General features: G+C 47.8%; 20 protein-coding genes. 1 reads left to right on the forward strand and 19 read right to left on the reverse strand.

All coding sequences use genetic code 11. The features are described from left to right. Positions 1–40 precede the first annotated feature (40 nt). The 19 genes from ONT19_RS07030 to holA form a co-directional block, all read right to left on the reverse strand. A complete protein-coding gene (locus ONT19_RS07030; RefSeq protein ID WP_153073194.1) occupies positions 41–844 on the reverse strand; it encodes an acyl-[acyl-carrier-protein] thioesterase in 804 nt (267 codons plus the stop codon). A 116-nt stretch (positions 845–960) separates the two neighbouring features. Further along, a complete protein-coding gene (ilvN, locus tag ONT19_RS07035) occupies positions 961–1506 on the reverse strand; it encodes an acetolactate synthase small subunit (RefSeq protein WP_117692246.1) in 546 nt (181 codons plus the stop codon). Between the two features lie 104 nt (positions 1507–1610). Next, a complete protein-coding gene (gene ilvB / locus ONT19_RS07040; RefSeq protein ID WP_118152122.1) occupies positions 1611–3326 on the reverse strand; it encodes a biosynthetic-type acetolactate synthase large subunit in 1716 nt (571 codons plus the stop codon). Positions 3327–3409: 83 nt separating this feature from the next. After that, positions 3410–5212 carry a dihydroxy-acid dehydratase gene (gene ilvD, locus ONT19_RS07045; protein WP_040552905.1) on the reverse strand — a complete coding sequence of 601 codons (1803 nt, stop codon included), beginning with the start codon at positions 5210–5212 and terminating at the stop codon, positions 3410–3412. A gap of 383 nt (positions 5213–5595) precedes the next feature. Beyond that, a complete protein-coding gene (locus ONT19_RS07050; protein ID WP_117692241.1) occupies positions 5596–6741 on the reverse strand; it encodes an OmpA family protein in 1146 nt (381 codons plus the stop codon). A gap of 238 nt (positions 6742–6979) precedes the next feature. After that, positions 6980–9574, reverse strand: a complete 2595-nt coding sequence (locus ONT19_RS07055; RefSeq protein ID WP_264952852.1) for an alpha-L-arabinofuranosidase C-terminal domain-containing protein — start codon at positions 9572–9574, stop codon at positions 6980–6982. Positions 9575–9743: 169 nt separating this feature from the next. Then, positions 9744–10622, reverse strand: a complete 879-nt coding sequence (gene folD, locus ONT19_RS07060) for a bifunctional methylenetetrahydrofolate dehydrogenase/methenyltetrahydrofolate cyclohydrolase FolD (RefSeq protein ID WP_117587127.1) — start codon at positions 10620–10622, stop codon at positions 9744–9746. 116 nt (positions 10623–10738) lie between these two features. Continuing rightward, a complete protein-coding gene (gene ffh / locus ONT19_RS07065; protein ID WP_006847372.1) occupies positions 10739–12091 on the reverse strand; it encodes a signal recognition particle protein in 1353 nt (450 codons plus the stop codon). Positions 12092–12233: 142 nt separating this feature from the next. Then, positions 12234–12893 carry a hypothetical protein gene (locus tag ONT19_RS07070; protein WP_151201998.1) on the reverse strand — a complete coding sequence of 220 codons (660 nt, stop codon included), beginning with the start codon at positions 12891–12893 and terminating at the stop codon, positions 12234–12236. Between the two features lie 495 nt (positions 12894–13388). After that, the gene (locus tag ONT19_RS07075; RefSeq protein WP_259297416.1) at positions 13389–14861 is read right to left on the reverse strand and encodes an NAD(P)-dependent oxidoreductase; all 1473 of its coding nucleotides are present in this window, start codon (positions 14859–14861) and stop codon (positions 13389–13391) included. A 433-nt stretch (positions 14862–15294) separates the two neighbouring features. Continuing rightward, positions 15295–16092: a prephenate dehydrogenase/arogenate dehydrogenase family protein gene (locus ONT19_RS07080; protein WP_117728073.1), complete on the reverse strand. Its 798-nt coding sequence runs from the start codon at positions 16090–16092 to the stop codon at positions 15295–15297. 12 nt (positions 16093–16104) lie between these two features. Next, on the reverse strand, positions 16105–17172 hold the full coding sequence (locus tag ONT19_RS07085; RefSeq protein ID WP_117728074.1) for a bifunctional 3-deoxy-7-phosphoheptulonate synthase/chorismate mutase type II: 1068 nt from the start codon (positions 17170–17172) through the stop codon (positions 16105–16107). A 27-nt stretch (positions 17173–17199) separates the two neighbouring features. Beyond that, entirely contained in the window at positions 17200–18369 is a 1170-nt protein-coding gene (locus ONT19_RS07090; RefSeq protein ID WP_118079304.1) for a pyridoxal phosphate-dependent aminotransferase, read from the reverse strand. Between the two features lie 36 nt (positions 18370–18405). Next, positions 18406–19239 carry a prephenate dehydratase gene (locus ONT19_RS07095; RefSeq protein WP_006847366.1) on the reverse strand — a complete coding sequence of 278 codons (834 nt, stop codon included), beginning with the start codon at positions 19237–19239 and terminating at the stop codon, positions 18406–18408. A gap of 493 nt (positions 19240–19732) precedes the next feature. Next, positions 19733–20014, reverse strand: coding sequence for a hypothetical protein (locus ONT19_RS07100; protein ID WP_022120894.1), 282 nt, complete (start codon positions 20012–20014; stop codon positions 19733–19735). A 113-nt stretch (positions 20015–20127) separates the two neighbouring features. Continuing rightward, entirely contained in the window at positions 20128–21036 is a 909-nt protein-coding gene (locus ONT19_RS07105; RefSeq protein WP_117692223.1) for a dihydroorotate dehydrogenase, read from the reverse strand. Positions 21037–21178: 142 nt separating this feature from the next. Beyond that, positions 21179–21955 carry a dihydroorotate dehydrogenase electron transfer subunit gene (locus ONT19_RS07110; protein WP_264952851.1) on the reverse strand — a complete coding sequence of 259 codons (777 nt, stop codon included), beginning with the start codon at positions 21953–21955 and terminating at the stop codon, positions 21179–21181. Positions 21956–22152: 197 nt separating this feature from the next. Then, positions 22153–22698 (reverse strand): helix-turn-helix transcriptional regulator, encoded by a 546-nt coding sequence (locus tag ONT19_RS07115; protein ID WP_218434681.1) that lies wholly within the window; start codon positions 22696–22698, stop codon positions 22153–22155. A 1021-nt stretch (positions 22699–23719) separates the two neighbouring features. Continuing rightward, positions 23720–24748: a DNA polymerase III subunit delta gene (gene holA, locus ONT19_RS07120; RefSeq protein ID WP_153081215.1), complete on the reverse strand. Its 1029-nt coding sequence runs from the start codon at positions 24746–24748 to the stop codon at positions 23720–23722. Positions 24749–25003: 255 nt separating this feature from the next. Between holA and ONT19_RS07125 the strand changes: the two genes are divergently transcribed. Then, positions 25004–25462 carry a type I restriction enzyme HsdR N-terminal domain-containing protein gene (locus ONT19_RS07125; RefSeq protein WP_022120899.1) on the forward strand — a complete coding sequence of 153 codons (459 nt, stop codon included), beginning with the start codon at positions 25004–25006 and terminating at the stop codon, positions 25460–25462. Positions 25463–25651: the final 189 nt, after the last annotated feature.

Here is a 25651-nt window from a genome sequence, read left to right on the forward strand (position 1 = left end):
CAAAGGTAAGCAAATAAAATGAAACTACCAAATTTTTCTTTCAATTTTTAATAAATTTAGCCTTACTTCTTACAACTTCCACCTCATTTACGTCATTTTTGCCGGTTTTTGTTATCTTTATGCAGTATTCTTGCATTTTTTCTGCCTCACTTGTTTCTTCCAAATAGAAATGAAGTTGGTCTCCCTGGTGACTTTCTGCTACGTAAGCTATCTCAAATCTTTGCAAAAAGTGATTTTTGTAATAATCCAGATCAAAGAGGTCGAGGATATGTTCGATGTATTTTACCGAGTTGATGTGTCCGTTAACATCTACATCATGATAATAGGTGTCAATGGTTCTCACCAGCTTGGCATCCTTGCCCATTTTCACTCTCGAACTTGCCTGGATAGGACAAGGTTTTTCCGAATCAATATATTCTTTGATAAGCCCGTCGTGAATTTCAAAAATATCAACAGGCTGTCGGGTCTCCGTATCAATCATTGCCCACACGCTCTTGCCGTAACCGTAAACCTTGGCTTCTTCTGATGATGATGTCTTGCCGCAGATTTTGAAATCTCGGGATGTGAAATATTTCATGGCACTCTCGCACCAGGTTTCTACCACAAAGCGGTCGTAAGACTTCGGCATCTCTGTCATCTCAATGGCCAGTCGGCTGAGAACCCATGTCTTGTGTCGGGGCATGAGGTAGTTCATACCGAACCCGCGGTCGTTGCTGTGAAAATCGGCAGCATTGAGCAGATGATTTCCGAGATGCCCCATAAAGAGGTGGCTGCTGAAATCGCAGTGGAAAGGCTCAGATAGGAATTCGTAACGCCCTACCTTATCTAATATTTTCTGTTCCATAATATCTGTCTCGTCCTTTTATCTTGTTTTTTGTCTTGTTGTTTTAAACCGAAAAAGCCCTCTGCTCCACTAGTTTGAAGCCAGGGGAACAAAGGGCATCAAAATATGAAAGAAATCTAATCTTCTGAATTCTGCTTGAGATAATCAGAGATGGGTTCGTCAAAACTTCTCGTAACAGCGATTCTGCCGCTTCGGGTATACTGAAGGAGGCAGTTGTAGCTGTTGAGCTGCTGGAAGAGATCGGCGATGTCTTCGGTAAGTCCTGCCAGGAGCACGGTGCTGTAAGTAGGATTCACCTCCATCATGCGGGCATCATGCTTGCGGATGGTGCGCGAAACCTCTGGATTTTCGAGCAATACCGGAGTGGAAATCTTGAAGAGAGCCACTTCATGGATGAAGATCTGGTCGTCAGAGTAGTAATCGCTCTTCACCACGTCAATCTTCTTCTCTATTGCCTTGTTGATTTTCTCAATCTGCTCTTCATCACTCCAAACCGTAATGGTATACTTGTGTATATTCTTGATACTACTGGCCGAAACATTCAAGCTCTCGATATTTACCTGTCTGCGAGTAAACACGGCAGTAATCTGATTCAGGATACCGGCAATGTTTTCTGAGTAAACAAGCAATGTATATAATTTCTTTTCGTTGTTATTCTCCATTTTTCCAAATTTTAAAATAATCGGTTACTTTTCGGAGTTTTTCCTTTTCGGAGGATGCTCCCTCATGAAGGAATTTACACCTTATTATATATAGCCGAAAGCTTTTAATAATTCAACTCGAGTTGCATCTCATCTACACTCTTGCCCGGCAGCGTCATCGGAACGATGTCTTCATTCTCCTTGATGGCGCACTCCAACAGGTAAGGACCCTTGGTGCTGATCATCTTCTCCACCTTAGCCTGAAGGTCCTTGCGGTCTATTACCACATCGTATGGTATGCCGTAGGCCTTGGCAATCTCTGCATAATGAGGATTCATCATGTGGGTGAAGGAGTGACGGCCGCCGAACATCAGGTCTTGCCACTGGCGAACGTTGCCCAGATAGTTGTTGTTCAGCAGAATCATCTTTACCGGTGCCTGCTGCTCCATGATGGTGCCTAGTTCCTGGATGTTCATCTGGAAACCGCCGTCGCCAAAGAAACAGCAGATGGTGCGGTCGGGAGCTCCGAAGGTGGCACCGATGGCTGCCGGAAGGCCGAAGCCCATGGTTCCGAAGCCACCACTGGTTACGATGCTCAGCTTCTTGGTAAACTTGAAGTAGCGGCTACTGATCATCTGGTTCTGACCTACGTCGTTTACGAGAACTGCTTCATTATGAGTAGCTTCCGTTACCACGTTGGTCACCTCGCCCATAAGCAGCGGTCCCTCTGTAGGGTGGATATCCTTCTCTATTACCTTCTCCTGTTCCTGCTGGCGGTATTCCTCGAAGGAATCTCTCCACTCGCGGTGAACATTCTTGTTCAGCAGACGGGTAATGGCTGGCAGACTCTGCTTGCAGTCGCCCACCACAGCCACATCGGTCTTGATAACCTTATCAATCTCAGCCTTGTCAATGTCCAGGTGGATAATCTTTGCCTGAGGAGCATACTTAGAAGGCACGCCTGTGATACGGTCGCTGAAACGCATACCGATGGCGATGAGCACATCACACTCCTGGGTCTTCATGTTGGTAGCATAAGAACCGTGCATGCCGAGCATACCCATGTTGAGCGGGTGGTTGCTAGGCAGGGCAGAAAGGCCGAGCAGGGTTCTGCCGGCAGGGATATCTGCCTTCTCGAGGAATTCGATGAGTTCATTATGTGCACCGCCAAGCTCTACTCCATGCCCCACGAGGGCGAATGGTTTCTTGGCATTGTTGATGAGTTCGGCAGCTTCAGCCACCGCCTTTTCATCTATCGTAGGATAAGGGTTGTAAGATGTAACCTTCTCACATTTCACTGGTTCCCACTCGCATGTAGCCACCTGCGCATTCTTTGTAAAGTCGAGCACCACAGGTCCCGGACGTCCGCTGCGGGCGATGTAGAAAGCACGGCTCACAGCCCATGCCACATCCTCGGCACGGCGTATCTGGTAAGACCACTTGGAGATTGGCTGGGTAACACCCACGAGGTCTACCTCCTGGAAAGCATCGGTACCCAGGGCACCTACGCCTACCTGTCCGGCGATGACTACGATTGGTGTAGAATCCATCATGGCATCAGCGATGCCGGTCAATGTATTAGTAGCTCCAGGACCACTAGTGACAAGAGCGACGCCCACTTCGCCGCTGACTCGGGCATAACCCTGTGCAGCGTGAGCAGCAGCCTGCTCGTGACGTACCAAGATGTGGTCAAACATCTTCTTTTCACCTCTCGTGTAACCGTACAGTGCATCAAACACTGGCATGATGCTGCCGCCCGGATATCCGAAGATGGTTTTAACATCCTCGTTTTTCAGGGAGCGCATCAGTGCTTCGGCTCCTGTTATTACTTCTTTTGCCATTTATATGTTATTATTCTGAATAATTCAAAAACTTTTCTTTTCTCAAAGACTCTAAAAACTGTCTTTTCAAAGACTCTCGAAGACTAGTCGATGATTCTCACACCGCCCTTATCTGCCGAACTTACGCTCTGGGCATAAGCGCGCAGTGCCTTGCTAACCACGCGGTTGCGCTTCAGCGGCTGCTGTGGACGTGCTGCGAGTTCCTCGTCAGAGAGCTTCACATTGATGGAGCGGCTAGGGATATCAATGACGATGATATCGCCATCCTTAATCTTGCCGATGTTGCCACCTGCTGCAGCCTCAGGACTGATGTGACCGATGCTCAAGCCTGATGTACCGCCTGAGAAGCGGCCGTCGGTGATGAGGGCACATTCCTTGCCCAGGTGACGGCTCTTGATGTAAGAGGTTGGGTAGAGCATCTCCTGCATGCCAGGGCCACCCTTCGGACCCTCGTGGGTGATGACTACGCAGTCGCCTGAGTTAACCTTTCCGCCGAGGATGCCTTCGCATGCATCTTCCTGAGAATCAAAGCATACGGCCGGACCCTCAAAATGCCAGAGCACTGGGTCTACGCCGGCTGTCTTTACTACGCAACCGTTCTGGGCGATGTTGCCGAAGAGCACTGCCAGTCCGCCATCCTTGGTGTAGGCATGCTCGAGGTCGCGGATACAACCCTCGGCGCGGTCGGTGTCGAGACTCTCCCACTGAGCATCCTGACTACCCATCTGGGTAGAGAACTTTCTGCCCGGTGCTGAATGGTAGATTCTGTCAGCCTCGGCATCAATCTCTGTGCCGGTAATGTCGTATTTCTTCATCTGCTCATCGAGTGTTTTGCCGTCAACACGCTTTACGGCGCCGTTGATCAGACCGCCCTTGTTCAGCTCGTTCAGGATACCGAGGATACCACCTGCGCGGTTACACTCCTGTACACTGTATTTCTGGGTGTTAGGGCTCAACTTACAGAGGCAAGGCACCTTGCGGCTCAACTGGTCGATGTCTTCCATCTTGAAGTCTGCGCCAGCTTCCTGAGCTACTGCCAGCAAGTGGAGCACGGTGTTGGTGCTTCCGCCCATGGCGATGTCCAGGGTCATGGCGTTGAGGAATGCGTCACGGGTAGCTATATTGCGTGGCAATACGCTCTCGTCGCCGTCCTCATAATATGCATAAGCGTTCTTAACTATCTGGCGTGCAGCATCTTTGAAGAGCTGGATGCGGTTCTTGTGGGTAGCAAGAATGGTTCCGTTGCCTGGCAAACTCAGACCGATGGCCTCGGTGAGTGAGTTCATTGAGTTGGCGGTAAACATACCTGAGCAGCTACCGCAACCTGGGCAGGCGCACTGCTCAATCTGCGTCATCTCCTCGTCAGAAACGCTTGTATCAGCACCCTTAATCATAGCTGTAATCAAGTCGGCGTTCTCACCCTTCCAGCGTCCGGCTTCCATAGGTCCACCTGAGCAGAACACGGTAGGAATGTTCAGTCGCATAGATGCCATGAGCATACCTGGGGTTACCTTGTCGCAGTTTGAGATGCAGATCATGGCGTCGGCCTTGTGAGCATTGACCATGTATTCTACAGAGTCGGCAATGATATCACGGCTTGGGAGGGAATAGAGCATTCCGTCGTGTCCCATTGCGATACCGTCGTCAACGGCGATGGTATTGAATTCGGCTGCGTAGCACCCCATAGCTTCGATTTCCTTCTTGACGATCTGACCGATTTCATGAAGATGGGTATGACCTGGCACAAACTGAGTAAAGCTGTTCACGATAGCAATGATTGGTTTACCAAACTGCTCGTGTTTCATACCTGCAGCTACCCAGAGTGCTCGGGCACCTGCCATTCTTCTGCCTTCAGTGCAGACGCTGCTTCTTAATGGATGTTTCATATCTTTTTTTTCTTTTATTTCCTTGCTTAAAAGGGCTCTTTCGAGCCCATTTGTTATAATTTGACTGCAAAGATACAGAGAATTTATGTAATAGCCAACTAATTTCGTATAAAATTTCAGAAAACTTCGTTTTTTTGTTAGAAAAACAAATAAAATGCTTACAATTTATCACGATAGATACTCATTTCTGCTGATTTTGTGCAAAAAAACAAGAAAGAGCTTATTAACCACACTGAACTCTTATCTTATTAAGATTACCTGACGAAAAAGTATAAAGCGAGGCGGCCAGACATGTAAGAAAGGTAAGAAGAAAAAAAATCCTCCTAAACCGAAGTTTAGGAGGACCTGGTCACAAGACCAAATATCTGAAACTACTTATTTATTTATTCAGCTGCATTGTTATCATTGAATGTAGCAACACGGTTGAACTCAACCTGCTTGAAGAGCTTGTCAGTAGCACCCATACCCTTAGCCTGAAGACGATTTGCGCTAATCTTGTAAGTCTTAACGAGAATGTTCTTTACAGCATTGGCACGAGCCTCAGAAAGTTTCTGGTTAAGTTCCTTAGAACCCTCTGGAGATGCATAACCCTTAATTTCAACCTTAGCATTTGGATGATTCTTCATATACTGAGCAATCATCTCGATGTTTGGCATCTGGCTACGCTCTACTTTTGACTTACCTACAGTAAACAATACTGTTGGCTGCAAATTGGTAGCAGTAGCTGGCTTTACATACTTAGGAGCCTTCTGGCACTCATTGAGCGCATTCTGGAGATCCTTGATCTGCTTGTCCTTAGCTGCGAGTTCAGAATCCTTGCTATTCAAGTCGTTGCGGAGGTTGTTGATCTGACCATTCAAACCATCAATCTCGTTCTGGTCGCGTGGAGTTACGATAGTGAAGTTGTGAGAGTTGTTAGAACCCTTGAACTTGTAGTTAACACCCACCTTAACCTGGAAAGCAGACTTGTTAACATCAAACTGGCAACCATTGCAAGCACTCTTGTTGTCGTGAAGGAACCAATTCATAGATGGCTCTACATATACCTGCCAAGCCTTGTTTGCGCCAAGGTTGAATGCGAAGTCAACACCTGCGTTAGCTGTGAGGGCATTGAGGTTGCCATTATGAAGGTTGAAAGAGTGGTAACCGCCGATGCCTGCCAATGGGATGATTTCGAATTTACGTGGCTCACCCTTGTAACCCAAGAAGAGGTTTGTTGCATTGATAGTACCGATGAACTTACCGCTTGCACCACGAACCAAAGTCTTATGTGTAAAAGGCAGGTTGCGGTTACGAGCATAGAGGTCAGCCTCTACAGCAGCACCCCAAACTGGAGTAAACCACTTTCCGAGACGTACACCTACTGAAGGATTTACGTTCTTGAACCATGCATTGTGAGTAGTCTTTGTAGCAGCTCCTACGTTTACACCAAGATACCAATTGTCTAAGAACTTGCTCTCCTGTGTAGTCTGAGCAGATGCAGATACTGCCATTACGGCAGCAGCAAACATTAATACTAACTTTTTCATTTTCTCTCTAAAATTTGATTTTATATAAATTACTTAAAACTTCATTTTCAGGGTGCAAAATAATAAAAAAATTTATTAACTACCAAATTTTTGGCCATATTTTATGCTGTAAAACATAAAAAATGGAGAAAAAGAACATTTTAATATCCTATTTCTCCATTCTATTTTACTAAAAATAAATAATCTGAGCCATTATTGGTTCTATCCGTTTCTATCAGAAAACATCTTCTGAAGAAAGCTAAAGTTCGAAAACCTGAGCGCTTCTGCCTGCGATGGTTACCTGCTTGTTGCCCAAGCCAGAAACCGAGAGTTTCAGCGTGCGAGGCAAGGCATTCACCACTTTAAGCCAGGTTTTGCCCGATTTAGAATCCTTCACCACACTGGTGCCCACATATTTCTTCAGTGCATCCGGCAGACTGAGCACGGATGAGATGTAGAGGTCACCGGCATGCTGACCGAACATCTTCTGCATCTTGTAGCTCTCGCTCGCGCGTACATTATTATTATCAAAGTAAATCATGTCCGGCTGCCAGTTGCTGTATCCGTCCTTACACAAGAGAGGAGCATAGGATGTCATTTCTACCACATCGCCGTTGCGCTCCACATTGCAGAGGTGGATGCCCTCAGCCAGCGCATTGTCTACCGCATTGGCACCGCGAGATGCATATTCGCCCAGATAAACCTTAGGAGCCTTGCGGTCGTAATGATCGTAATAATCCTGATGGTTCAGGAACCAGCCCGGCTGCTCGTAATAATGCTCGTCTACGGCATCAATCCAGCGCTTGTTTTCGCGGGCAATCTTCCAACCCTCAATATAATCGGAAGACGGGAAGTGGAACGGACCTACGGTACCCACCACCTCTATCTGAGGATATTTCTGCTTCACTGCCTTGCAGATCATCAGATAGCGCTGCTCGAAATCGGTAGAGATGAGGTCTTCGTTGCCGATGCCTATCATCTTGAGGTTGAACGGAGCCGGATGACCCGCATCGGCTCTCATCTTAGCCCACTTAGAGGTGGCAGGGTCGCCATTCGCCCATTCTACCAGGTCTAGCACGTCCTGAATATACTGCGGCATCTCGCTCATCGGGATTCCGCCCTGCTGACCAGCCACTCCGCGCTCATCTGCCACAGAGTTCTGACAAGGAACACCTGCCGCCAATACAGGCAGCGGCTCGGCTCCCATATCCTCGCACCACTGGAAATACTCATAGAAACCCAGCTGGCGGGTCTGATGGTATCCCCAGATGTTGTAGGCTGGCTTGCGATCTTTCTGCGGACCCACGCTCTCCTTCCAGTGGTAAATGTTCTTGAGCCCCTGACCATGGAGCATGCAGCCGCCCGGGAAGCGCACGAAGCGAGGCTTCAGGTCGGCAATGGCTTCGGCAAGGTCTTTACGCAGTCCATGACCCTTGTAAGTATCTTGTGGCTTGAGACTTACCAAATCTACCGCCACTTTCTGCTCGCCCTTAGGCAAGATGGCGAACCGGATGTTCTTGCCCAGTTTGCCCTCCTTGGTGGTGGCTTCACTGGCGAGTTCGCCCTCATATTTATCGGTCACGATGAGCTGCGCCTTATATTCCTTCCAGTCTGCGCCCTGCACCTTGATCTTGGTCTGGCATCCAGGCAATCCCTCCTGGTTTACGAGCGCCAGGGTGAGGTCTTTCTTCTTGGCATCAATGCAGCGGGCGTGCAGGCTCACCTCGTAAATGGCTGGCTGATGCTTACCCTCCTTGCCCTCAACGGCAGCTCCGCGACGTATGGCGATGCCGTCCCAACCTATATTATAAATAGGTGTAGCGCCCAGAACGGCATAATGGGCATTGTTCTGGCTCACCCCGTTTTCGGTGGCGATGCCCTCTTTCTCTACCCCCACCCATGCCGTGGTGGCATTCCACTGGTGGCGGTGGTCTTCCTTGTTATACTCAAAGTCACCGTTCTGCAACATTTCTGCAGAGAGTCCTCCGTCGGCAGCGCGGCTGATGTCTTCGAAGAAGATACCCATCAGCTTGTTGGAGATGCGGTGGGATTTCTGTGGATTGATGCTGAGGTTGGCAGGGATTTCCGAATCTTTCGGCAGGTCGATGTGATTGTCCTTGGCATAAGCTGCGAGGTCGGCATCGGTCTTCGGTATCGGCTGGGCGTTGAGTTTTGCCTCTTCAGAGAGGGCGTGGAACCAGGAACGGATGTAGTTGAGATGTACGGCCGGCACCTCGAAATCGCAGCCCTGGAAGAGTTTTCCGCCTATGGTTGCGGTGTCGCGCTGCCAGAGTATCTCATCAGCTGAAGCCTCCAGAGTATCTTCCTTGAAGGTACGGAAATCGTTGCTTGCCTGTACGTATCGTTTGCCTTTGGATGTCTTGAGATAGATGTCGAAGTTGCCGTCATCCATCTGATAGGCAGCCACATCCTTCACGCCCTTTTCGCGGATGATGGGATAATCCTGCGGGCGCCAGGTGATGAGGTCTTCTGAATAGGCTACGGCAAACTGCGGTGCATGCTGGTTCACGCTCCAGAGTGCGCGCCATGTGCCGTCGTTGGCTTTTACCACGAAGGGGTTATACATCTTCTTTTCAGCTCCCCACGGACCGTAGTCGCTGGCGCAGAGCTGTCCTACATCCACCCAACGCTCATCGTCGGTGAAATAAGCCAGATGCAAGCCCTGGTTGGGTGCTGGCGAATAGATGAATATCTGGCAGATGGAGTCCTTGCCCTGTATGGTGTATGCAGGAGCATCCTTGTCTATTTGCATCTGCTGCCTGCTGACAGCCTGACTGGCACTGGCAGCTGCCACGAGCAGCGCTGATGTAAATATGTACTTTAGTTTTATCATGTTTCTATATTTTTAGATTAATATTGTTTGTTCATTTTACACTATTTCTCTCGGCTTGATAAAAAGGCAGAGTGCATCACTGCACCCTGCCCCACAAATTAGAGAGTTATAAAAAATCAAGTATGCAGTGACTTAAGCACTGCTTCTTTCTGAAATAATTATCTTCTTTCTAGCTGTAATATTCCTTCTTGCCGGCAGCCAGCGTATTCTTCATCAGTGAACAGATGGTCATCGGACCAACGCCTCCCGGAACAGGAGTGATGAAAGAGCACTTCTCTGCCACCTCGTCGAATTTCACATCACCGTTCAGTCGGAAACCACTTTTCTTCGTAGCATCAGGCACGCGGGTGGTACCCACATCAATGACTACGGCTCCCGGCTTCACCATATCGGCTGTCACGAAATCAGGACGGCCTATGGCTGCGATGATGATATCTGCCTCCTGACACTCTTTCTTCAAATTCTTGGAATGGGAGTGGCATACGGTGACGGTAGCATCGCCATACTGCTTCTGCATCATCAGCTGAGCCATTGGCTTGCCTACGATGTTGCTGCGGCCCAGAATGACGCATTTCTTGCCACTGGTTTCAATATTGTAATGCTGCAGCAGGGTGAGGATACCGAGCGGAGTGGCAGAGATGAAACAAGGCATGCCGAGCGACATTCTGCCCACGTTTACTGGGTGGAATCCGTCTACATCCTTGCGGTAATCTATTGCCATGGTTACCTTCTGCTCATCGATGTGCTTAGGCAGAGGAAGCTGAACGATGAATCCGTCAACATCATCATCCTGGTTCAGCTTGTCTACACACTGCAGGAGCTCTTCTTCGGTAACATCCTCCTCATAACGGATGAGGGTCGACTTGAATCCACACTTCTCGCAGGCCAGCACCTTGTTCTTCACATAGGTTTCGCTGCCTCCGTCGTGCCCTACGAGCACGGCTACCAGGTGTGGCTGCTTGCCACCGTCGGCAACAATCTGTGCCACCTCCTGGGCTATCTGTTCCTTGATGGCGGCTGCCGTCGCCTTTCCGTCGATTAACGTCATTCTTTCTTTAGTTTATAATTTATAATTTATAGTTTATAGGGCATTCTTGCTTTATGGGCATTCTTGCCTATCGCAAGTTTGCTATACGGCAAAGCCGCTATAAACTATTAACTGATTTACATTCCCGGCATCTTAGGCATGCCTGGCATACCCTTCATGCGGCTCATCATCTGCGCCATTTTGTTGCCGGTCATCATCTGCATCATCTTGCGGGTCTGGTCAAACTGCTTGATGAGTTTGTTCACCTCCTGAATGTTGGTGCCCGAACCCTTAGCGATGCGCTGGCGGCGTGATGTGTTGAGGATGGCTGGGTTGGTGCGCTCCTTAGGAGTCATACTCTGGATAATGGCCTCTACGCCCTTGAATGCATCCTCTGGGATATCTACGTCGCGGATGGCCTTGCCCACGCCCGGAATCATCGCTGCCAGATCCTTGATGTTACCCATCTTCTTAATCTGCTGGATCTGGTTGTAGAAATCGTTGAAGTCGAACTGGTTCTTTCTGATCTTCTTCTCCAGTTTCTTGGCCTCTTCCAGGTCGAACTGCTCCTGTGCGCGCTCTACGAGGGATACCACGTCACCCATGCCGAGGATTCGGTCTGCCATACGAGCTGGGTGGAACACGTCAATGGCGTCCATCTTCTCGCCGGTACCTATAAACTTGATTGGCTTGGTTACCACGGTACGGATACTGAGGGCAGCACCACCACGGGTATCACCATCGAGCTTGGTGAGAACAACGCCGTTGAAGTCGAGACGATCATTAAATTCCTTGGCTGTGTTTACGGCATCCTGACCGGTCATGGAGTCAACCACGAAAAGGGTTTCGTCTGGACGGAGATGATTCTTGAGATTGCTGATCTCGTTCATCATCTGCTCATCAATGGCGAGACGTCCGGCTGTATCGACGATTACCACATCGTTGCCGTTGGTCTTAGCCTGCTGGATAGCATGGTCGGCGATACTGAGCACATCCTTGTTCTCTGGCTCGCTGTATACCGGAACCCCCACCTGCTCACCCACTACATGGAGCTGCTGGATAGCTGCCGGACGGTAAACGTCGCAGGCCACGAGCAATGGCTTCTTGCCTTTCTTGGTCTTGAGCATGTTGGCAAGCTTGCCACTGAAGGTAGTCTTACCCGAACCCTGCAGACCGCTCATGAGGATGACGGCCGGATGACTTTCGAGCTTCAATGGGGCTTCTTCGCCGCCCATGAGTTCTTCCAGTTCATCGTGCACCAACTTGATCATCAACTGTCCCGGCTTTACGGCAGTAAGTACATTCATGCCGAGTGCTTTCTCCTTCACCTTGTTGGTGAATTCCTTAGCCACTTTATAGTTTACGTCGGCGTCGAGGAGTGCACGGCGCACATCCTTCATGGTTTCCGCCACGTTGATTTCTGTAATTTTTCCCTCGCCCTTCAAGATTTTGAACGAGCGTTCCAGTCTATCACTTAAATTTTCAAACATTTTTCTTTCTTTATATTTTTGGCTACAAAGATACGACTTTTTTTCGAGAAAGCCAACTTGTTTATGCTTTTTTTTATCCCGTCGGCTAAAATAGCTGTCGCTCTGCCTTTCCCGAGTTCATTTCTTCAGTTTTCTCTTGTGCTTATTTTTCAGGATTCTCCTTCTTTTTCGATTTTGATTCAGCATCAGAAGTTGCTTTTTTCTCTTCTGTAGCCATTTCAGAAGGAGGATCTTTCTTAAAAGCCGAGACATCATACGGATTAGTCAATTCATACTTTTTCCCCGTTGCTTTTTCATAAGCAGCTACCACAGGATCCTTATGTTCCATTTTTTCAAATACCTTTTTAGCCTGTTGCAGATGCTTCTTATCACGTTTACCCTGTTTATCCATCCAGCCGAAAGCATCAAAACCAATGCCAGCAGATGAAGTTGGTAAAGAGTTTATCTTCTCCTGAATATCCTCTTCCATGTTTTTGATGCCTTCCTGATTCTTGCCCCAAACTGTCACTTCGCCTAATTGTTTGGCATCCGGCAAGAGAAACAGAGTATCCGGCAGTTCCTTGTACCGGATAGTTGCCTTCATAAAACCAGGTTTCGATACGGTTGCTGAATCAAACTGATAGCGCATCGTCCAATAGCCCCGATAATCTGTTCTTGCCCAATGATTGTTATTGGTATGAATAAGTGCTTCACGAATAGGCACATGATTTTCTGCCGATGCGATGACACACGTTTTCTGCGCATAGGCTACCTGCCCTAACATGGCAAGCAATACTGTTAAAATCAATATGATACGCTTCATGCTTTTTCTCTGATTTATATCTTTTCTTTGTACCAGACAAATTACTTCTTCTTATTAATATGAATCTGATACAAAAGTAATGATTAAATCTGATACTTCATTAAATTCCCCAAGAAGTTTAAGTTCATTTAAAGAGTAATGTAAAAAAATTAAGCGTCTATAACAGTTGGTCTATTTATATAGTATCATTCAAAGGTATATAGTATCATTCAAAGGAAAGATATGGTGTTTTCAACACTAAGAAATATTTTTATAAGTAAAAGCATATAGCCTTTAGAGTTCTTGCATATAGTCTTTTTAGTCAAAACACATAGTTTCCCAAGTCAAAACACATAGCTTCCCAGATATTACCACTAGGCTCAGCAGCTCTGCCGAGCCTAGTCAGCAGGTCTGCCGACTGCAGTCAGCACATCTGCCGAGCCTAGTGACAAATCCCAGTAAAAGCAATTCCGTTACTGCAGAAATAATTCACTTAATTCTATTGAGTTCATTTCATTATTCTACTATTCCACGTTGCTCGATTCTCTTAGCCTCTTCAAGAAGCTTGATGGCATCTACATACTGAGCGATGCCCTGAGCCACCTCCTTGGCAGCCTTCATTGCCAGGACTACAGTCTGCGGACGGTGTACCACATCACCTCCGGCAAACACACCGCGACGGGTGGTCATACCGAACGGACGTTCAACAACTTTTACATATCCCTTCTCATCCACCTCGATTCCAGCAGTGGTAGAAACGATACGGTTGGCAGGTCTTGAACCGATGGCGAGATAGATTCTGTCGAATTTTTCTACCCTTTCACCCTCAGGAGTGTTCAGCACACAGCTTCCCAGACGGCCGTTTTTGCCCTTCAGAAAGGCCTCGACGGTAGTTTTCCACTCAAATTTCACGCCTTCCTTCACAGCATCTTCATATTCGCTCTGGATGGCAGGCATCTCTTCCTGGGTTTTACGGTACAGCACGGTAACGTCGGCACCCAGTCGGATAGCGGTACGGGCAGCATCCATGGCCACGTTTCCGCCGCCAATGACACCCACCTTCTCGCCGTCGCGCAGCGGAACCATGTCGCGGGTCAAAGCGCCTTCGTTATAGGCATTCACGTTATGCAGAAAGTATGTACTCTGGCTCACACCGTGGAGCTTTGAGCCCGGTGTAGAGTCCATGTTCTGAGGCACGCTGGTACCTGTGCCCATAAAGATGGCGTCGTAGCCTGCACGGAACAGACTGTCGATGGTTACATTATTCTCGCCCACCATGCAGTTGGTGATAAACTGCACGCCGAGGGCAGCAATCTTAGCCACCTCATCGCGTACTACCGACTTAGGCAAGCGATACTCAGGAATACCGTACATCAACACGCCTCCCGGCTCAGCCTGGCCCTCGAAAATGGTGACGTTGAACCCCTGACGCGCCAGATCGCCGGCTACGGTCAAACCCGCTGGACCCGAACCGATGACAGCCACACGGCCACGTGTTTTCTGTGGCAACATCTCACGCGAAAGGTTCATCTTGGTATCAAAATCGGCAATAAACTGCTCCAGTTTGCCGATCTGTACCGGTTTTCCTTTCTTTCCGAGCACGCAGTTGCCCTGACACTGTTTCTCATGAGGGCATACACGGCCACAGATGGCCGGCAGGTTGCTCTTGGCATTGATGATGCTCATCGCCGCACCCATGTTACCCATAGAGAGTTCGTGTACGAAATCAGGAATGTCGTTACCAATCGGGCATCCCTTCTTGCACTGCGGAATCTTGCAGTGGAGGCAGCGTTTAGCCTCCTCAATGGCCTCGCGGGTAGAAAAACCCTCGTTCACTACCTGGAAGGCAGCAGCATCCGCCTGCTGTTCTGTTGTATCAGCCTGCTTAGCATCATCATTCTGCTTAGCTGCTGTTTCTGTTGTATTCTGCTCAGGGACCTGCGCCTCAGCAGCATTCTTCATATTCTTTGTTTCTTTCTGTTCGCTCATAATAGAACTGCTCTCTTTTTACTGATTCTACAATCTGTTTATTGATTCTACAATCTTTTTTACTGATTCTACAATCTATCCTTTGATTTGTGGGTGCAAAGGTACAAATAATATTTCAGAAATCGCCCCTATCTCCTTACATATTTTCATTTTGCCCCCTTTTTTCCTTATTATCCACCTGCTGGCGCCTTACCGGGGACGCACACCTGCCTAATCACTAATCTTTAATCATTAATCACTAACCGCGGGTGGTCATTAAGGTCATTGGTCATTAAGGTCATTAAGCTTTTCCGCTTCCGGCAACACATAAAAAAAGACCCTACATTCACATGCAAGGCCTTTAAACAACTTAAATGTTCTGCATTCACATGCAAAACACCAACAACTGGAGGGGGAACATAATAATAAGGGCTCCCCCATTAAATCAACATTTTTATTTTTCTTTAATCTCAATATCTTCCTTCACATGATTACGTATCTTGGTAAGGAAGAGTTTCATACGCTTCGCATCCTTGTGGTCGATGATGTCGATGAGCTCAGCAAGCTCCTCTCTGATCTGCGCCACCTGGCCCGATGTGTATGGGTTGAAGAGGATTTCCTGCAGCAGGTAATCATCTTCGTTGAGCACGCCCTTGGCTATCTGCATGTGGCGCTTGAAGGTGGTGCCCGGAGCATCCTGGTGCTTCATCACTGCTGCAAAGGCAAAGGTGCTCACGAAAGGAATACTCAGCGAGTAGGCCACCGTCTGGTCGTGCTCATCAAATGTATACTCATGCAGACTCAACCCCAACTTCTGGTAGAGGTCCTTGAAGAATATCTTGCCCATGTAGTCACCCTCCTTGATGATGACTGCATTCTCCTCTGAAAGCTGGTTCAGATTGGCAAAGGTCGGGCCGAACATAGGGTGCGTGCTCACGAAGCGGAAACCGCTCTTCTCGTAAAAATCCTGCAGTCCGGTCTTTACCGAAGCTATGTCGCTGATAATGCAGTCGTGAGAGAGATGTGGCAACACCTCTTCGAAGGCTGGCAGCGTATATTTTACCGTCACCGCATTGATAACCAGTTCGGGGCGGAACATCTCTATTTCTTCCATCTTGGTGAAGCGGTAACAGTTGTAGGTGAAGCGCAGTCGCTTGGCATCCTTCTCGTAAACCGCCACCTCGTGGTCGAAACTGAGCAGGTCGATGAAGAAACTTCCCATCTTACCTGCTCCCATAATTAATATTCTCATAGCCAGTATCCTTTACTTCTGGTTTAGGATTTCCAACTGCTGGCGGACACTCTCCTCATGGATGTGCTCGAAAATCTGAGCGGCAAACTCAGGGCTCATGCCGCAGAGGGCTGCCTGGGCTCCACGCTTGTCGAGAATCTCGTTGTAACGGCTGGTCTGAACGATGGTCATGTTGTGCTCCTTCTTGTAGGTACCAATCTCGCGACAAACGCGCATACGCTTAGCCAGGAGATCCATCAGCTGGTTGTCGCACTCGTCAATCTGACCGCGCAGCTGGTGCAGACCCTCTGTAGAATAATGCTCATCGCGCACTACGAGGAGGCTGAGGATGTAATCCAGCACCTCTGGGGTAACCTGCTGCTTGGCATCGCTCCATGCATCGTCTGGGCTGCAGTGGCTCTCAACGATGAGTCCGTCGAAACCTAAGTCCATTGCCTGCTGGCAGAGAGGGGCGATGAGGTCGCGTCGGCCGCCGATGTGGCTAGGGTCGCAGATGATTGGCAACTGTGGTATGCGGCGGTGTAACTCAATAGGAATCTGCCACATAGGGAGGTTGCGGTAAATCTTCTTGTCGAAGCTTGAGAATCCGCGGTGGATGGCACCGAGCTTCTTGATGCCTGCCTGGTTGATGCGCTGCAGGGCACCGATCCAGAGCTCGAGGTCTGGGTTTACCGGGTTCTTAACGAGCACAGGCACGTCTACGCCCTGAAGACTGTCAGCAAGTGCCTGCATGGCGAATGGGTTGGCAGAAGTACGTGCGCCGACCCAGAGAATGTCGATTCCATATTTCAGTGCGAGCTCTACATGCTCTGGGGTAGCCACCTCAGTAGCTGTCAGCATGCCTGTTTCTTCCTTCACCTGCTTCATCCAAGGCAAGGCTGTTTCACCGTTACCCTCGAAGCCTCCCGGTTTGGTGCGTGGCTTCCACACACCTGCGCGGAACATGTGGCAACCTTTGGCAGCCAACTGCTTAGCGGTAGTCATAACCTGCTCTTCTGTCTCTGCCGAGCAAGGGCCGGCAATGACGCAAGGGCGTTCCTGATCACTAGGAAAATTCAATGGTTCTAATTCTAATTCCATAGTCGTATATTATTATTTTTTACTTTTTTACTTTTCAAAAACCTTCTTGATTCGCTCCAGGGCCTCTTTCATCTTCTCATCCTTGGCACAGAGGCTGATACGGATGTAACGCTTGCCGTTGGTTCCGAAGATGAAGCCTGGGGTGAGGAAGACGCGAGCCTCATGCAGAATCTTCTCTGTCAGGTCTTCTACATCAGCATATTTCTCAGGTATCTTGCCCCAAAGGAACATGCCTACCTGGTTAGGGTCAAACTGGCAGTCGAGCACCTTCATGATCTCCTCAGCAATGTCGCGGCGGCGGCGGTAGTTCTGGATGTTGTTCTCGCGGTGCCATTCATCCGTGTTGTTCAGCATCGCTTCGGCAGCTGCCAGCTGTATGCCTCGGAAACTTCCGTTGTCGATGTTACTCTTCACCTTCAGAATCCATGAGATGAAAGTCTTGTTGCTCGAAATCATCGCCACACGCCAGCCTGGCATGTTGTGGCTCTTGCTCAGAGAATTGAACTCGATGCAGCAGTCCTTAGCTCCCGGCACCTGCATGATGCTCATTGGGTGCTCGTTGAGGATGAGCGAATATGGGTTGTCGTTCACCACCACGATGTTGTGCTTCTGGGCGAATGCCACCAGCTTTTCGTAGGTTTCGCGCTTCGCCACACCGCCTGTCGGCATGTTAGGATAGTTGGTCCACATCAGTTTTACGTGGCTCAGGTCCATCTTCTCCAGGGCGTCGAAATCGGGCTGCCATCCGTTATCCTCTCTCAGATCGTAGTAGGTAATCTTGGTACCCAGAATCTTGTTGATGGCGGTGTAGGTAGGGTATCCCGGGTTCGGGATGAGCACCTCGTCGCCAGGGTTGCAGAAGGCGAGCGTTACGTGCAGGATGCCTTCCTTGCTACCTATGAGGGGCTGGATTTCTGTAGCCCAGTCGAGGTCTACATCATACCAGCGCTTATAGAAACCAGCCATTGCTTTGCGCAACTCTGGTATGCCCACCGTAGGCTGATATCCGTGTGCGTTGGGATTGTTGGCTACCTCGCAGAGCTTGTCAATGGTCTGCTTAGAAGGCGGCATGTCTGGACTTCCGATGGCCAGACTGATGATGTCTTTGCCCTCGGCATTAAGCTTAGCCACTTCCTTCAGTTTTCGGCTGAAGTAGTATTCCTGTATTTCCGTTACTCTATTGGCTGGTTGTATCATAATTCTTATTTTTAACTATTAACTGTTAACTATCAACTATTCCTTCTCCTCATATTCTCCCAACACCTTTATTTTCTTCACGAGCGGCGTAATGGCGTCGATGCTCTGGCGGTATCGGGTCAGGTTGTCGAAGGTGAGGTCTACGTAGAAGAGGTATTCCCACTCATGTCCGATGTTTGGCAGCGACTGAATCTTGGTGAGATTGATGTCGTAGAAACTCAGGATGGTGAGCACCTTGGAGAGCGATCCCTTATCGTGAGCCAGACTGAAGACGATGCTCGCCTTGTTGGCCTTTTCGATGGGACGGAGCAGGGCTGCCTTCTGGGGATTGCAGACCACGAGAAACCGGGTGTAGTTGTGCGGATTGTCGTGGATGTCTTCCTGCAGCACCTTCATGCCGTACATGTGGGCAGCGTAAGAAGAGCAGATGGCTGCCCATCCCCTTACCTTGTGCTGGGCGATGTAGGCTGCCGAGCCTGCGGTATCTTCTGCCTCCACCGCCTTGAGGTCGGGATGGTTGGCTAGGAACTTGCCGCACTGCATGAGGGCTACCGGATGGGAGTGAACCTCCTGCAGGGTGCTCCAGTCGTCTTCTGGCAGACAGCAGATGCTGTGCTCTATATGGAGCTTGTGTTCGCCTACCACGGTGGTTCCGCTCTGCCGGAGCAGTTCGTAATTGTGGAGCAGGCTGCCCGCAATGGTGTTTTCAATGGCGCAGATGCCTACTACAGTAGGGTCGCGCTTGATGTTTTCGAACACCTCTTCGAAGGTAGCACAACAGATGATTTCAATCTGTTCGCCCTCGAAATACTGGTGGGCGGTAATGTCGTGGAAAGATCCCAGCTCTCCTTGAATTGCTATTCTCTTCATGTTTCTTTTATCTTGTCTAATGTTACGAAAAACGGTCCTACTCAATAAGAGCGGGACCGTTTCGATGATTTCAAGAATCTAATATCCTAAGTTGAAATTTACACGCAACTTCCCGCTTTACAATTATTTGCAAAGTAAAAGTAATAGCTAAAAAAGAATGCGTTAAACTTCTTCATTGTCTTTACATTTTATATGTTACTCACTTTTGTTCTTTCCGAGCCCGTTTCTCCTTTATTATATAAGGAGCAGGTAGTGCTCAGATTTCGAGTCTCGACTTGCAAAAATCTCAACTCGACTGCAAAAGTAACATTTTTCTTTGATATTGCCAAACAATTTGATATATTTTTCTTCATTTTCCTTATATTTTATGCTAAAAAACATATTTTCGCCCAATTTTTATCATCAGGATACGGAAAAATGCAGAAAAATGTACTCAAAAGCTAGGCGCTAGGGAGAGACGCAACGCCGGAATCCGTGAGGCAAGCCCCTTCCTTTATCTGCAATGTTCTCTGCCTTCAGCCTTGAATTCTCCTGTCAGCTCCCCTACTTTCTCCGGGTTCAGCTCCAGGTAGCGCTTCATGTCCTTTCCGGCACCATCCTTGTCGCCCATCTGCATCAGCAGATTGCCGCGCTTCAGGAGGTTCTCGCTCAGAGAGGCTTTTACAGACGAGTGTTCCGCAGAATCCTTCTGTTCTGCCAATTCTTTCTCCTGCTCTACAATCTGCTGCGTCAGCGTAGCAAGCAACAGAACAGGGTTTATCTGGTTCAAATCCATAACCTTATATTTTTACGAAAAGTTATTCTATTGTATATCAATGAGTTAACACACTTGACGCCCTAAAACAGGGCGTCAAAGTATGAGCCACACCTTATTAAATAAGGTGTCATTTACTTGATGGCCCCGATAATCTCAGTCACACTCTTGCATCCGTGAGCATCAAGCCACTCATTGATTCCATCCTTCACCTTCTTCGTAACCGCAGGATCTATGAAGTTGGCTGTACCAATCTCAATGGCTGTAGCACCGCACATCAGGAACTCAATGGCATCCTTGGCAGAAGAAATGCCACCCAGACCAACAACCGGAATGTTTACGGCATGAGCCACATCCCAAACCATGCGCAGGGCAACAGGCTTAACGCAAGGACCGCTCAAACCACCCGTACGGATGCTCAAGAGAGGCTGGCGCTTCTCAATATCCACCGCCATACCCATCAGCGTGTTGATGAGCGAAACAGAATCGGCACCCTCAGCTTCCACGGCACGGGCGATGTCGGCAATGCTGGTAACATTAGGCGAAAGCTTCACGATGAGGGTCTTCTTATAAACCTTTCTCACCGCCTTCACCACGCTGGCTGCCCCCTCGCAGGTTACACCGAAGGCCATACCGCCATCCTTCACGTTAGGACAGGAGATATTCAGCTCTATAGCCGGAATCTTATCCAGCTCGTTGATGCGCGCCGCACACTCGGCATAACTCTCAGGCGAATGTCCGCTCACGTTGACAATCATATTGGTATCAATGTCCTTGATCTGAGGATAAATGTGAGAGCAGAAATACTCCACACCCTTGTTCTGCAAACCTACGCAGTTGAGCATGCCCTGAGGCGTTTCAGCCATACGCGGATAGTCGTTTCCCTCGCGCGGTTCCAGGGTAGTGCCCTTCACGATAATACCGCCAATCTCCTCCAGAGGAACGAAATCGGCAAATTCCAATCCGTAGCCGAAAGTACCCGATGCAGTCATCACAGGGTTCTTCAACTCCAAATCCTTTATCTTTACACTTAAATCAGCCATAATCTTCTGTTTTTACTTAAAAATGTTTTACAAACAAAGACAAGAGAATTCTTCGTTCTTCACTCTTCGTTCTTCGTTTCCAACGAATTCTTCACTCTTCGCTTCCAAACGAATTCTTCACTCTTCGTTCTTCACTCTTCACTTAAATTTCCCAAGTAAGTTTCTTGATGTTGATGACAGGTCCATCCTTGCAGACGCACTGGTTACCCTCGGTAGTTTTCTCTACGCAGCAGAGGCAGGCACCCACACCGCACGCCATCTTGTTCTCGAGAGAAACCTCACACTCCACGCCAGCCTTCTTGGCAAAGCGAGCCACGCTCACCATCATCGGCTTAGGACCGCAGGTAGAAATCATGTCAAACTTCTCATTCTCCAAAACAGAGTGGTTGGTAACGAAACCTACCTCGCCAGCCGAGCCATCCTCGGTAGTGATGCACACCTTACCAATCTTGGCAAACTCATCCAGTTCGAGCAGATCCGTAGCCTTGCGTGCACCCAGCAGGAAGGTAACTTCAGCCCCGAAATCCTTGATGAGTTTTCCGAAATAGAGGAGCGGAGCCACACCTACACCACCACCTACGAGCAGATATTTCTGGCTCTTCACGGTAGGCATGGTGAAGCCGTTGCCGAGAGGCAGCATACAGTTGAGCACGTCGCCCTCCTTGAGCTGTCCGAGCTGACGGGTACCGTCGCCCACCATTGCTACGAGCAGCCAGAGCTGATTATTTTCACGATCCACGAAATTGATGGAGATAGGACGGCGAAGCATGGTAGTAGGCGAATGGTCTACTCTTACTTCTACGAATTGGCCAGGCAAGATTTCAGGCAAAGGTTTCTCATCGGTAAGCTTAATCAAAACGTGCTTATCGCTAAGCGCCTCTACAGAAACCACCTTGAGGTCGAGAACATATTTTTTCATCTTATTGCTAATTTTTAATATGCTTATTATATAATGTACGTATATTATAAAATAGGTACGCGTAGCTTCCGGTTACGCCCACCTACGTTTCTACGATGCAAAGGTACATCAAAAATCCGAATTGACGAAAAGAAAAGAGATATTTTTTCTTTATCGCCGCTCCTATGTGTTTGTTTTAGGGTTCTCCAATCCCTACTTTATTTCTTAGGAACGAAGGTTTCCCAGGTCTGATCATCGTAGAAAATACGGATTTCGGTAATCTTTCTTTGCGGTTTGTCTACATATTTTACCGCCGCTTGGGCGATATTTTTAGGTGTACGATTTACACCCTGCATTTGAGGCTGGTCAAAGAGCGAGGGAGAAGTAGGGGAGGCTGTGGCTCCTTCGGCTCCAAAATCGAGCATAGGCTCGGCAGAGGCGGCTCCAGAAGGCTGACTGCCCTGCTTCATCCCCTCAGCACCACCGGCTGCTCCATCCGTAATGCTCTGATACATGTCTGCAGCACCCTCTTCGCTGCCACCCTGGGAAGCCTGGTTCTGATACATAGGAGGAGTACCGTAGAGTACCCAATAAACGTTTACCTGGGGAAAACTCTTATGGATGCCATCCACAATGCTAAGCGATGGATTAGTCTTCCCGTTGAAAATATTGCTCAGCGTAGCGGTCGAGATTCCGATCATCTGAGCGAAGTTTTGCTGAGTGAGGTGCTGGTCCTCCATCAGCTGTCTGATTCTATCTTTCATGCTCTAAAATTTTTAGCGTTCATTTTTCTACTGATACGATGTTTTATTTCCGAACAAGCCACTTTTGGACCCTTTTTCGGTTGATTTTACAAAGATAAAGCAAAAATTTAGAATAACCAAACATTTCTGAATAAATTTAGATTTTTAAACTTTAGGTTTCTGTTTATAAATTTGAATTCTACTCACTCCTGTGTTCGGTTTTTAGGTTTAGTTTTATAAATATAAACCTATCAATCAAAATATATGACGAATCTTTTCTTTATAAATTTAGGCTAAATCACTGGTTATTCATACCATAAACCACCTAAATAAAGGCATATAGAGCGATTTATGCAATATTTACCCCACACCTATGTAAAAATCTATGGTTTATAGAACAACTAAAGCACATAACTAACTGAGTTTCCGCTACTTATAAATTCAAAATATAGCATGAATATTTATTCATTCATAACCATAAACACCCTGTTTTATCTTTATTTTTATAAATATAAAATATGAATTCGGGTATTTAGTTTTCTTGCATTTACGTTTATAAATCAAAATCACCCGTTTCGATTTATGAATTTAAAAATATAAACTTAGAAAACATAAACCTTAACAAATGCAAACGACCGATTTCAGGCAACAGGAAATGGCAAATTTTTCCATTTCTAGCGTATTCCAGCCCATCGGCAAGGAAACGGGCAAATTCGCGAGTAATGAAGAGGGTTAATTTATGTAAGTTACTGATAACCAATAAAGTTAAGTCTATTTTCAGGCGAAACAGAAAAATGGGCATCTAGCTCGAAAAATCGCTTAAATCCCCCATTTTTGCCCAAAAATCGCCCAAAATGAGCCCAGATAAACGCTCCAAAAAGAGCTGAAAATCCCCTATTTGGGGCAAATTTATAATGCTAAACGCTAGTTGGCTGCTTTCTGGAAACAGGCGGCAAAGAAGGCCGAAAACAAAAACGAGCTCCTGCCGAGAGAAAACTCTCAGCAGGAGCTCGCCTACTCTCCCCCACCTCGCTCTTCAGCATCAGTGAAGGATAAAAAAGATGAGTTCTTTCATCAGTTCACCCACCGGAGTGGATGGATTATCCAGTCCTTTTATCTTCGCATCCACCTCCTTAAACTTCTCAATAATCGCCATCACTTTCACGCCCGTATAGTTCCTCATTCCTGTAATATATTCGCGCGCCGCCCAAGCTCCGCGCAAATCCAGGAATTTTGCGAGCTCATTTTCGTTCTGCCTGTTGGGTGCATAATAAGCAATCATCAGGTTTTGGAAATAAGTAAAGAGCATCGGGAGAAGCGTGAAGAGAGAACCACTCTTCGGATTGCTGTCAAAATAATTTATTATCTGATTTGCCTTGAACACATCGCGGCTGACGATGGCACTTCTCAGCTCGAAGGCATTGAAGTCTTTGCTCACCCCTATTTCTCGCTCCACAATCTCCGGAGTAACACGCCGGTCGTTCTCAGGAAGAGAAATGAGCAGTTTGTCGAGCTCGGAAGTGAGTCGGTGCAAATCTGCTCCCACATGATCTGCCACCATCTGGGTAGCCTTGGGTTCTATGGTTGCCTTGCGGGTCTTGAGATATGTCTCGATGAAGCCCGGCAGATTTCGGTCGTAGAGCTTCTTGCTTTCAAAAACCACACCCGCCTTGGCAGCGAGGGCAGAAAACTTTTTACGACTGTCGAGCTTGCCGTTTTTATGACAGAAAACAAGGATGGTTGTTTTTACCGGATTTTCGAGGTACTTCTCGAGCGCTTCCAAATTCCGCAAATTCTGAGCCTCTTTCACAACCACCACTCTATACTCCGCCATCATCGGGTAGCCCTTGCACAAATCTGCCACTTGCGCCCCCGTAACATCAGCTCCGAAAACCACCGTCTGATTGAAGTCACGCTCCTCGGGCTGGAGCACATTTTCTGAAATGTAGTCGCAGATCTTATCTATATAAAAAGGTTCCTCGCCCATCAGAACATAGACGGGAGAATACTTCCGAGCCTTCAAATCTTTCATGATTGACTCGTAACTTATTGCACTTTTCTTTTCTACCATTGGATTATTTTTTGTAACTTTGCACCCAGCAAACTCCGGGGGTGCGGACAAGCATTTGCTCCGCCTCCAGGTTCGCAGTTTTCTGAGGTGCAGTTTTCAGCTGCACTTCGACTGCAAAGTTACAAAAAATAAATTGAACTGCCTATATAAAAGAGGTAGTTTTTGAAAATGAGGTATGGTTAAAAGAAGAAAAGAAACCATATCGAAAACAGAAAAGAAAGAAATATAACCATATATATAATAAGGTACAGAAAAATGATTCGCTTAAATTTGCCATCTTTCGACATCAAGGTTTCGGGCTCAAAACAGCATCCCCAGATACTGGATGTGCTGCGCCGGAAGTTCATCACGCTCACTCCCGAAGAGTGGGTGCGCCAGCATTTCGTTCATTTTCTCATCGAGCACAAGGGGTATCCTGCCTCTCTGCTCGCCAACGAAATCCAGCTGAAATGTGGCGACAAGGTGCTGCGCGCCGACAGTGTGCTCTACTCCCGTGAGCTGCAGCCCCGCATGATCATCGAGTACAAAGCCCCTCACATCCCCATCACACAGAAAGTGTTCGACCAGATTTCGGTCTACAATCTCCTGCTCCATGTCGACTTCCTGGTGGTGAGCAACGGGCTGGAGCATTACATCTGCAAGATGGATTATGAAAGTAAAAAATATGTATTTTTAGAGACTATTCCCGATTATTCCGATTTATTGACATTATGAGAGCATCGGGGCCAGTCCGGAAGTTTTTAAACAGAGTTTCCCCAGCCTTCAAAATTTGCGAATTTCCGCCCAACCGGCCATCCGTTTTAGAATTCGCGAATTTTGGAGGCCTTTTTCTGCCTCCTTTTCCTCTCCCTTTTTGAGTACTCCTTTTCCTCCCCCTTTTTGAGCACTCCTTTTCTACTCCCT

The organism is Segatella copri (assembly GCF_026015625.1).
Taxonomy (GTDB): domain Bacteria; phylum Bacteroidota; class Bacteroidia; order Bacteroidales; family Bacteroidaceae; genus Prevotella; species Prevotella copri_H.

Bases quoted from the DNA above. Each gene is read 5' to 3' on its own strand.
- ONT19_RS07090 (WP_118079304.1), bottom strand. From the start codon at position 18,369: ATGATACAACCAGCCAATAGAGTAACGGAAATACAGGAATACTACTTC.
- ONT19_RS07095 (WP_006847366.1), bottom strand. From the start codon at position 19,239: ATGAAGAGAATAGCAATTCAAGGAGAGCTGGGATCTTTCCACGACATT.
- ilvB (WP_118152122.1), bottom strand. From the start codon at position 3,326: ATGGCAAAAGAAGTAATAACAGGAGCCGAAGCACTGATGCGCTCCCTG.
- ONT19_RS07050 (WP_117692241.1), bottom strand. From the start codon at position 6,741: ATGAAAAAGTTAGTATTAATGTTTGCTGCTGCCGTAATGGCAGTATCT.
- holA (WP_153081215.1), bottom strand. From the start codon at position 24,748: ATGGTAGAAAAGAAAAGTGCAATAAGTTACGAGTCAATCATGAAAGAT.
- ONT19_RS07030 (WP_153073194.1), bottom strand. From the start codon at position 844: ATGGAACAGAAAATATTAGATAAGGTAGGGCGTTACGAATTCCTATCT.
- ilvN (WP_117692246.1), bottom strand. From the start codon at position 1,506: ATGGAGAATAACAACGAAAAGAAATTATATACATTGCTTGTTTACTCA.
- folD (WP_117587127.1), bottom strand. From the start codon at position 10,622: ATGACGTTAATCGACGGAAAGGCGACGGCAGCCGCCATCAAGGAACAG.
- ffh (WP_006847372.1), bottom strand. From the start codon at position 12,091: ATGTTTGAAAATTTAAGTGATAGACTGGAACGCTCGTTCAAAATCTTG.
- ONT19_RS07110 (WP_264952851.1), bottom strand. From the start codon at position 21,955: ATGAAAAAATATGTTCTCGACCTCAAGGTGGTTTCTGTAGAGGCGCTT.
- ilvD (WP_040552905.1), bottom strand. From the start codon at position 5,212: ATGAAACATCCATTAAGAAGCAGCGTCTGCACTGAAGGCAGAAGAATG.
- ONT19_RS07115 (WP_218434681.1), bottom strand. From the start codon at position 22,698: ATGAAAGATAGAATCAGACAGCTGATGGAGGACCAGCACCTCACTCAG.
- ONT19_RS07055 (WP_264952852.1), bottom strand. From the start codon at position 9,574: ATGATAAAACTAAAGTACATATTTACATCAGCGCTGCTCGTGGCAGCT.
- ONT19_RS07125 (WP_022120899.1), top strand. From the start codon at position 25,004: ATGATTCGCTTAAATTTGCCATCTTTCGACATCAAGGTTTCGGGCTCA.
- ONT19_RS07100 (WP_022120894.1), bottom strand. From the start codon at position 20,014: ATGGATTTGAACCAGATAAACCCTGTTCTGTTGCTTGCTACGCTGACG.
- ONT19_RS07105 (WP_117692223.1), bottom strand. From the start codon at position 21,036: ATGGCTGATTTAAGTGTAAAGATAAAGGATTTGGAGTTGAAGAACCCT.
- ONT19_RS07085 (WP_117728074.1), bottom strand. From the start codon at position 17,172: ATGGAATTAGAATTAGAACCATTGAATTTTCCTAGTGATCAGGAACGC.
- ONT19_RS07070 (WP_151201998.1), bottom strand. From the start codon at position 12,893: ATGAAGCGTATCATATTGATTTTAACAGTATTGCTTGCCATGTTAGGG.
- ONT19_RS07080 (WP_117728073.1), bottom strand. From the start codon at position 16,092: ATGAGAATATTAATTATGGGAGCAGGTAAGATGGGAAGTTTCTTCATC.
- ONT19_RS07075 (WP_259297416.1), bottom strand. From the start codon at position 14,861: ATGAGCGAACAGAAAGAAACAAAGAATATGAAGAATGCTGCTGAGGCG.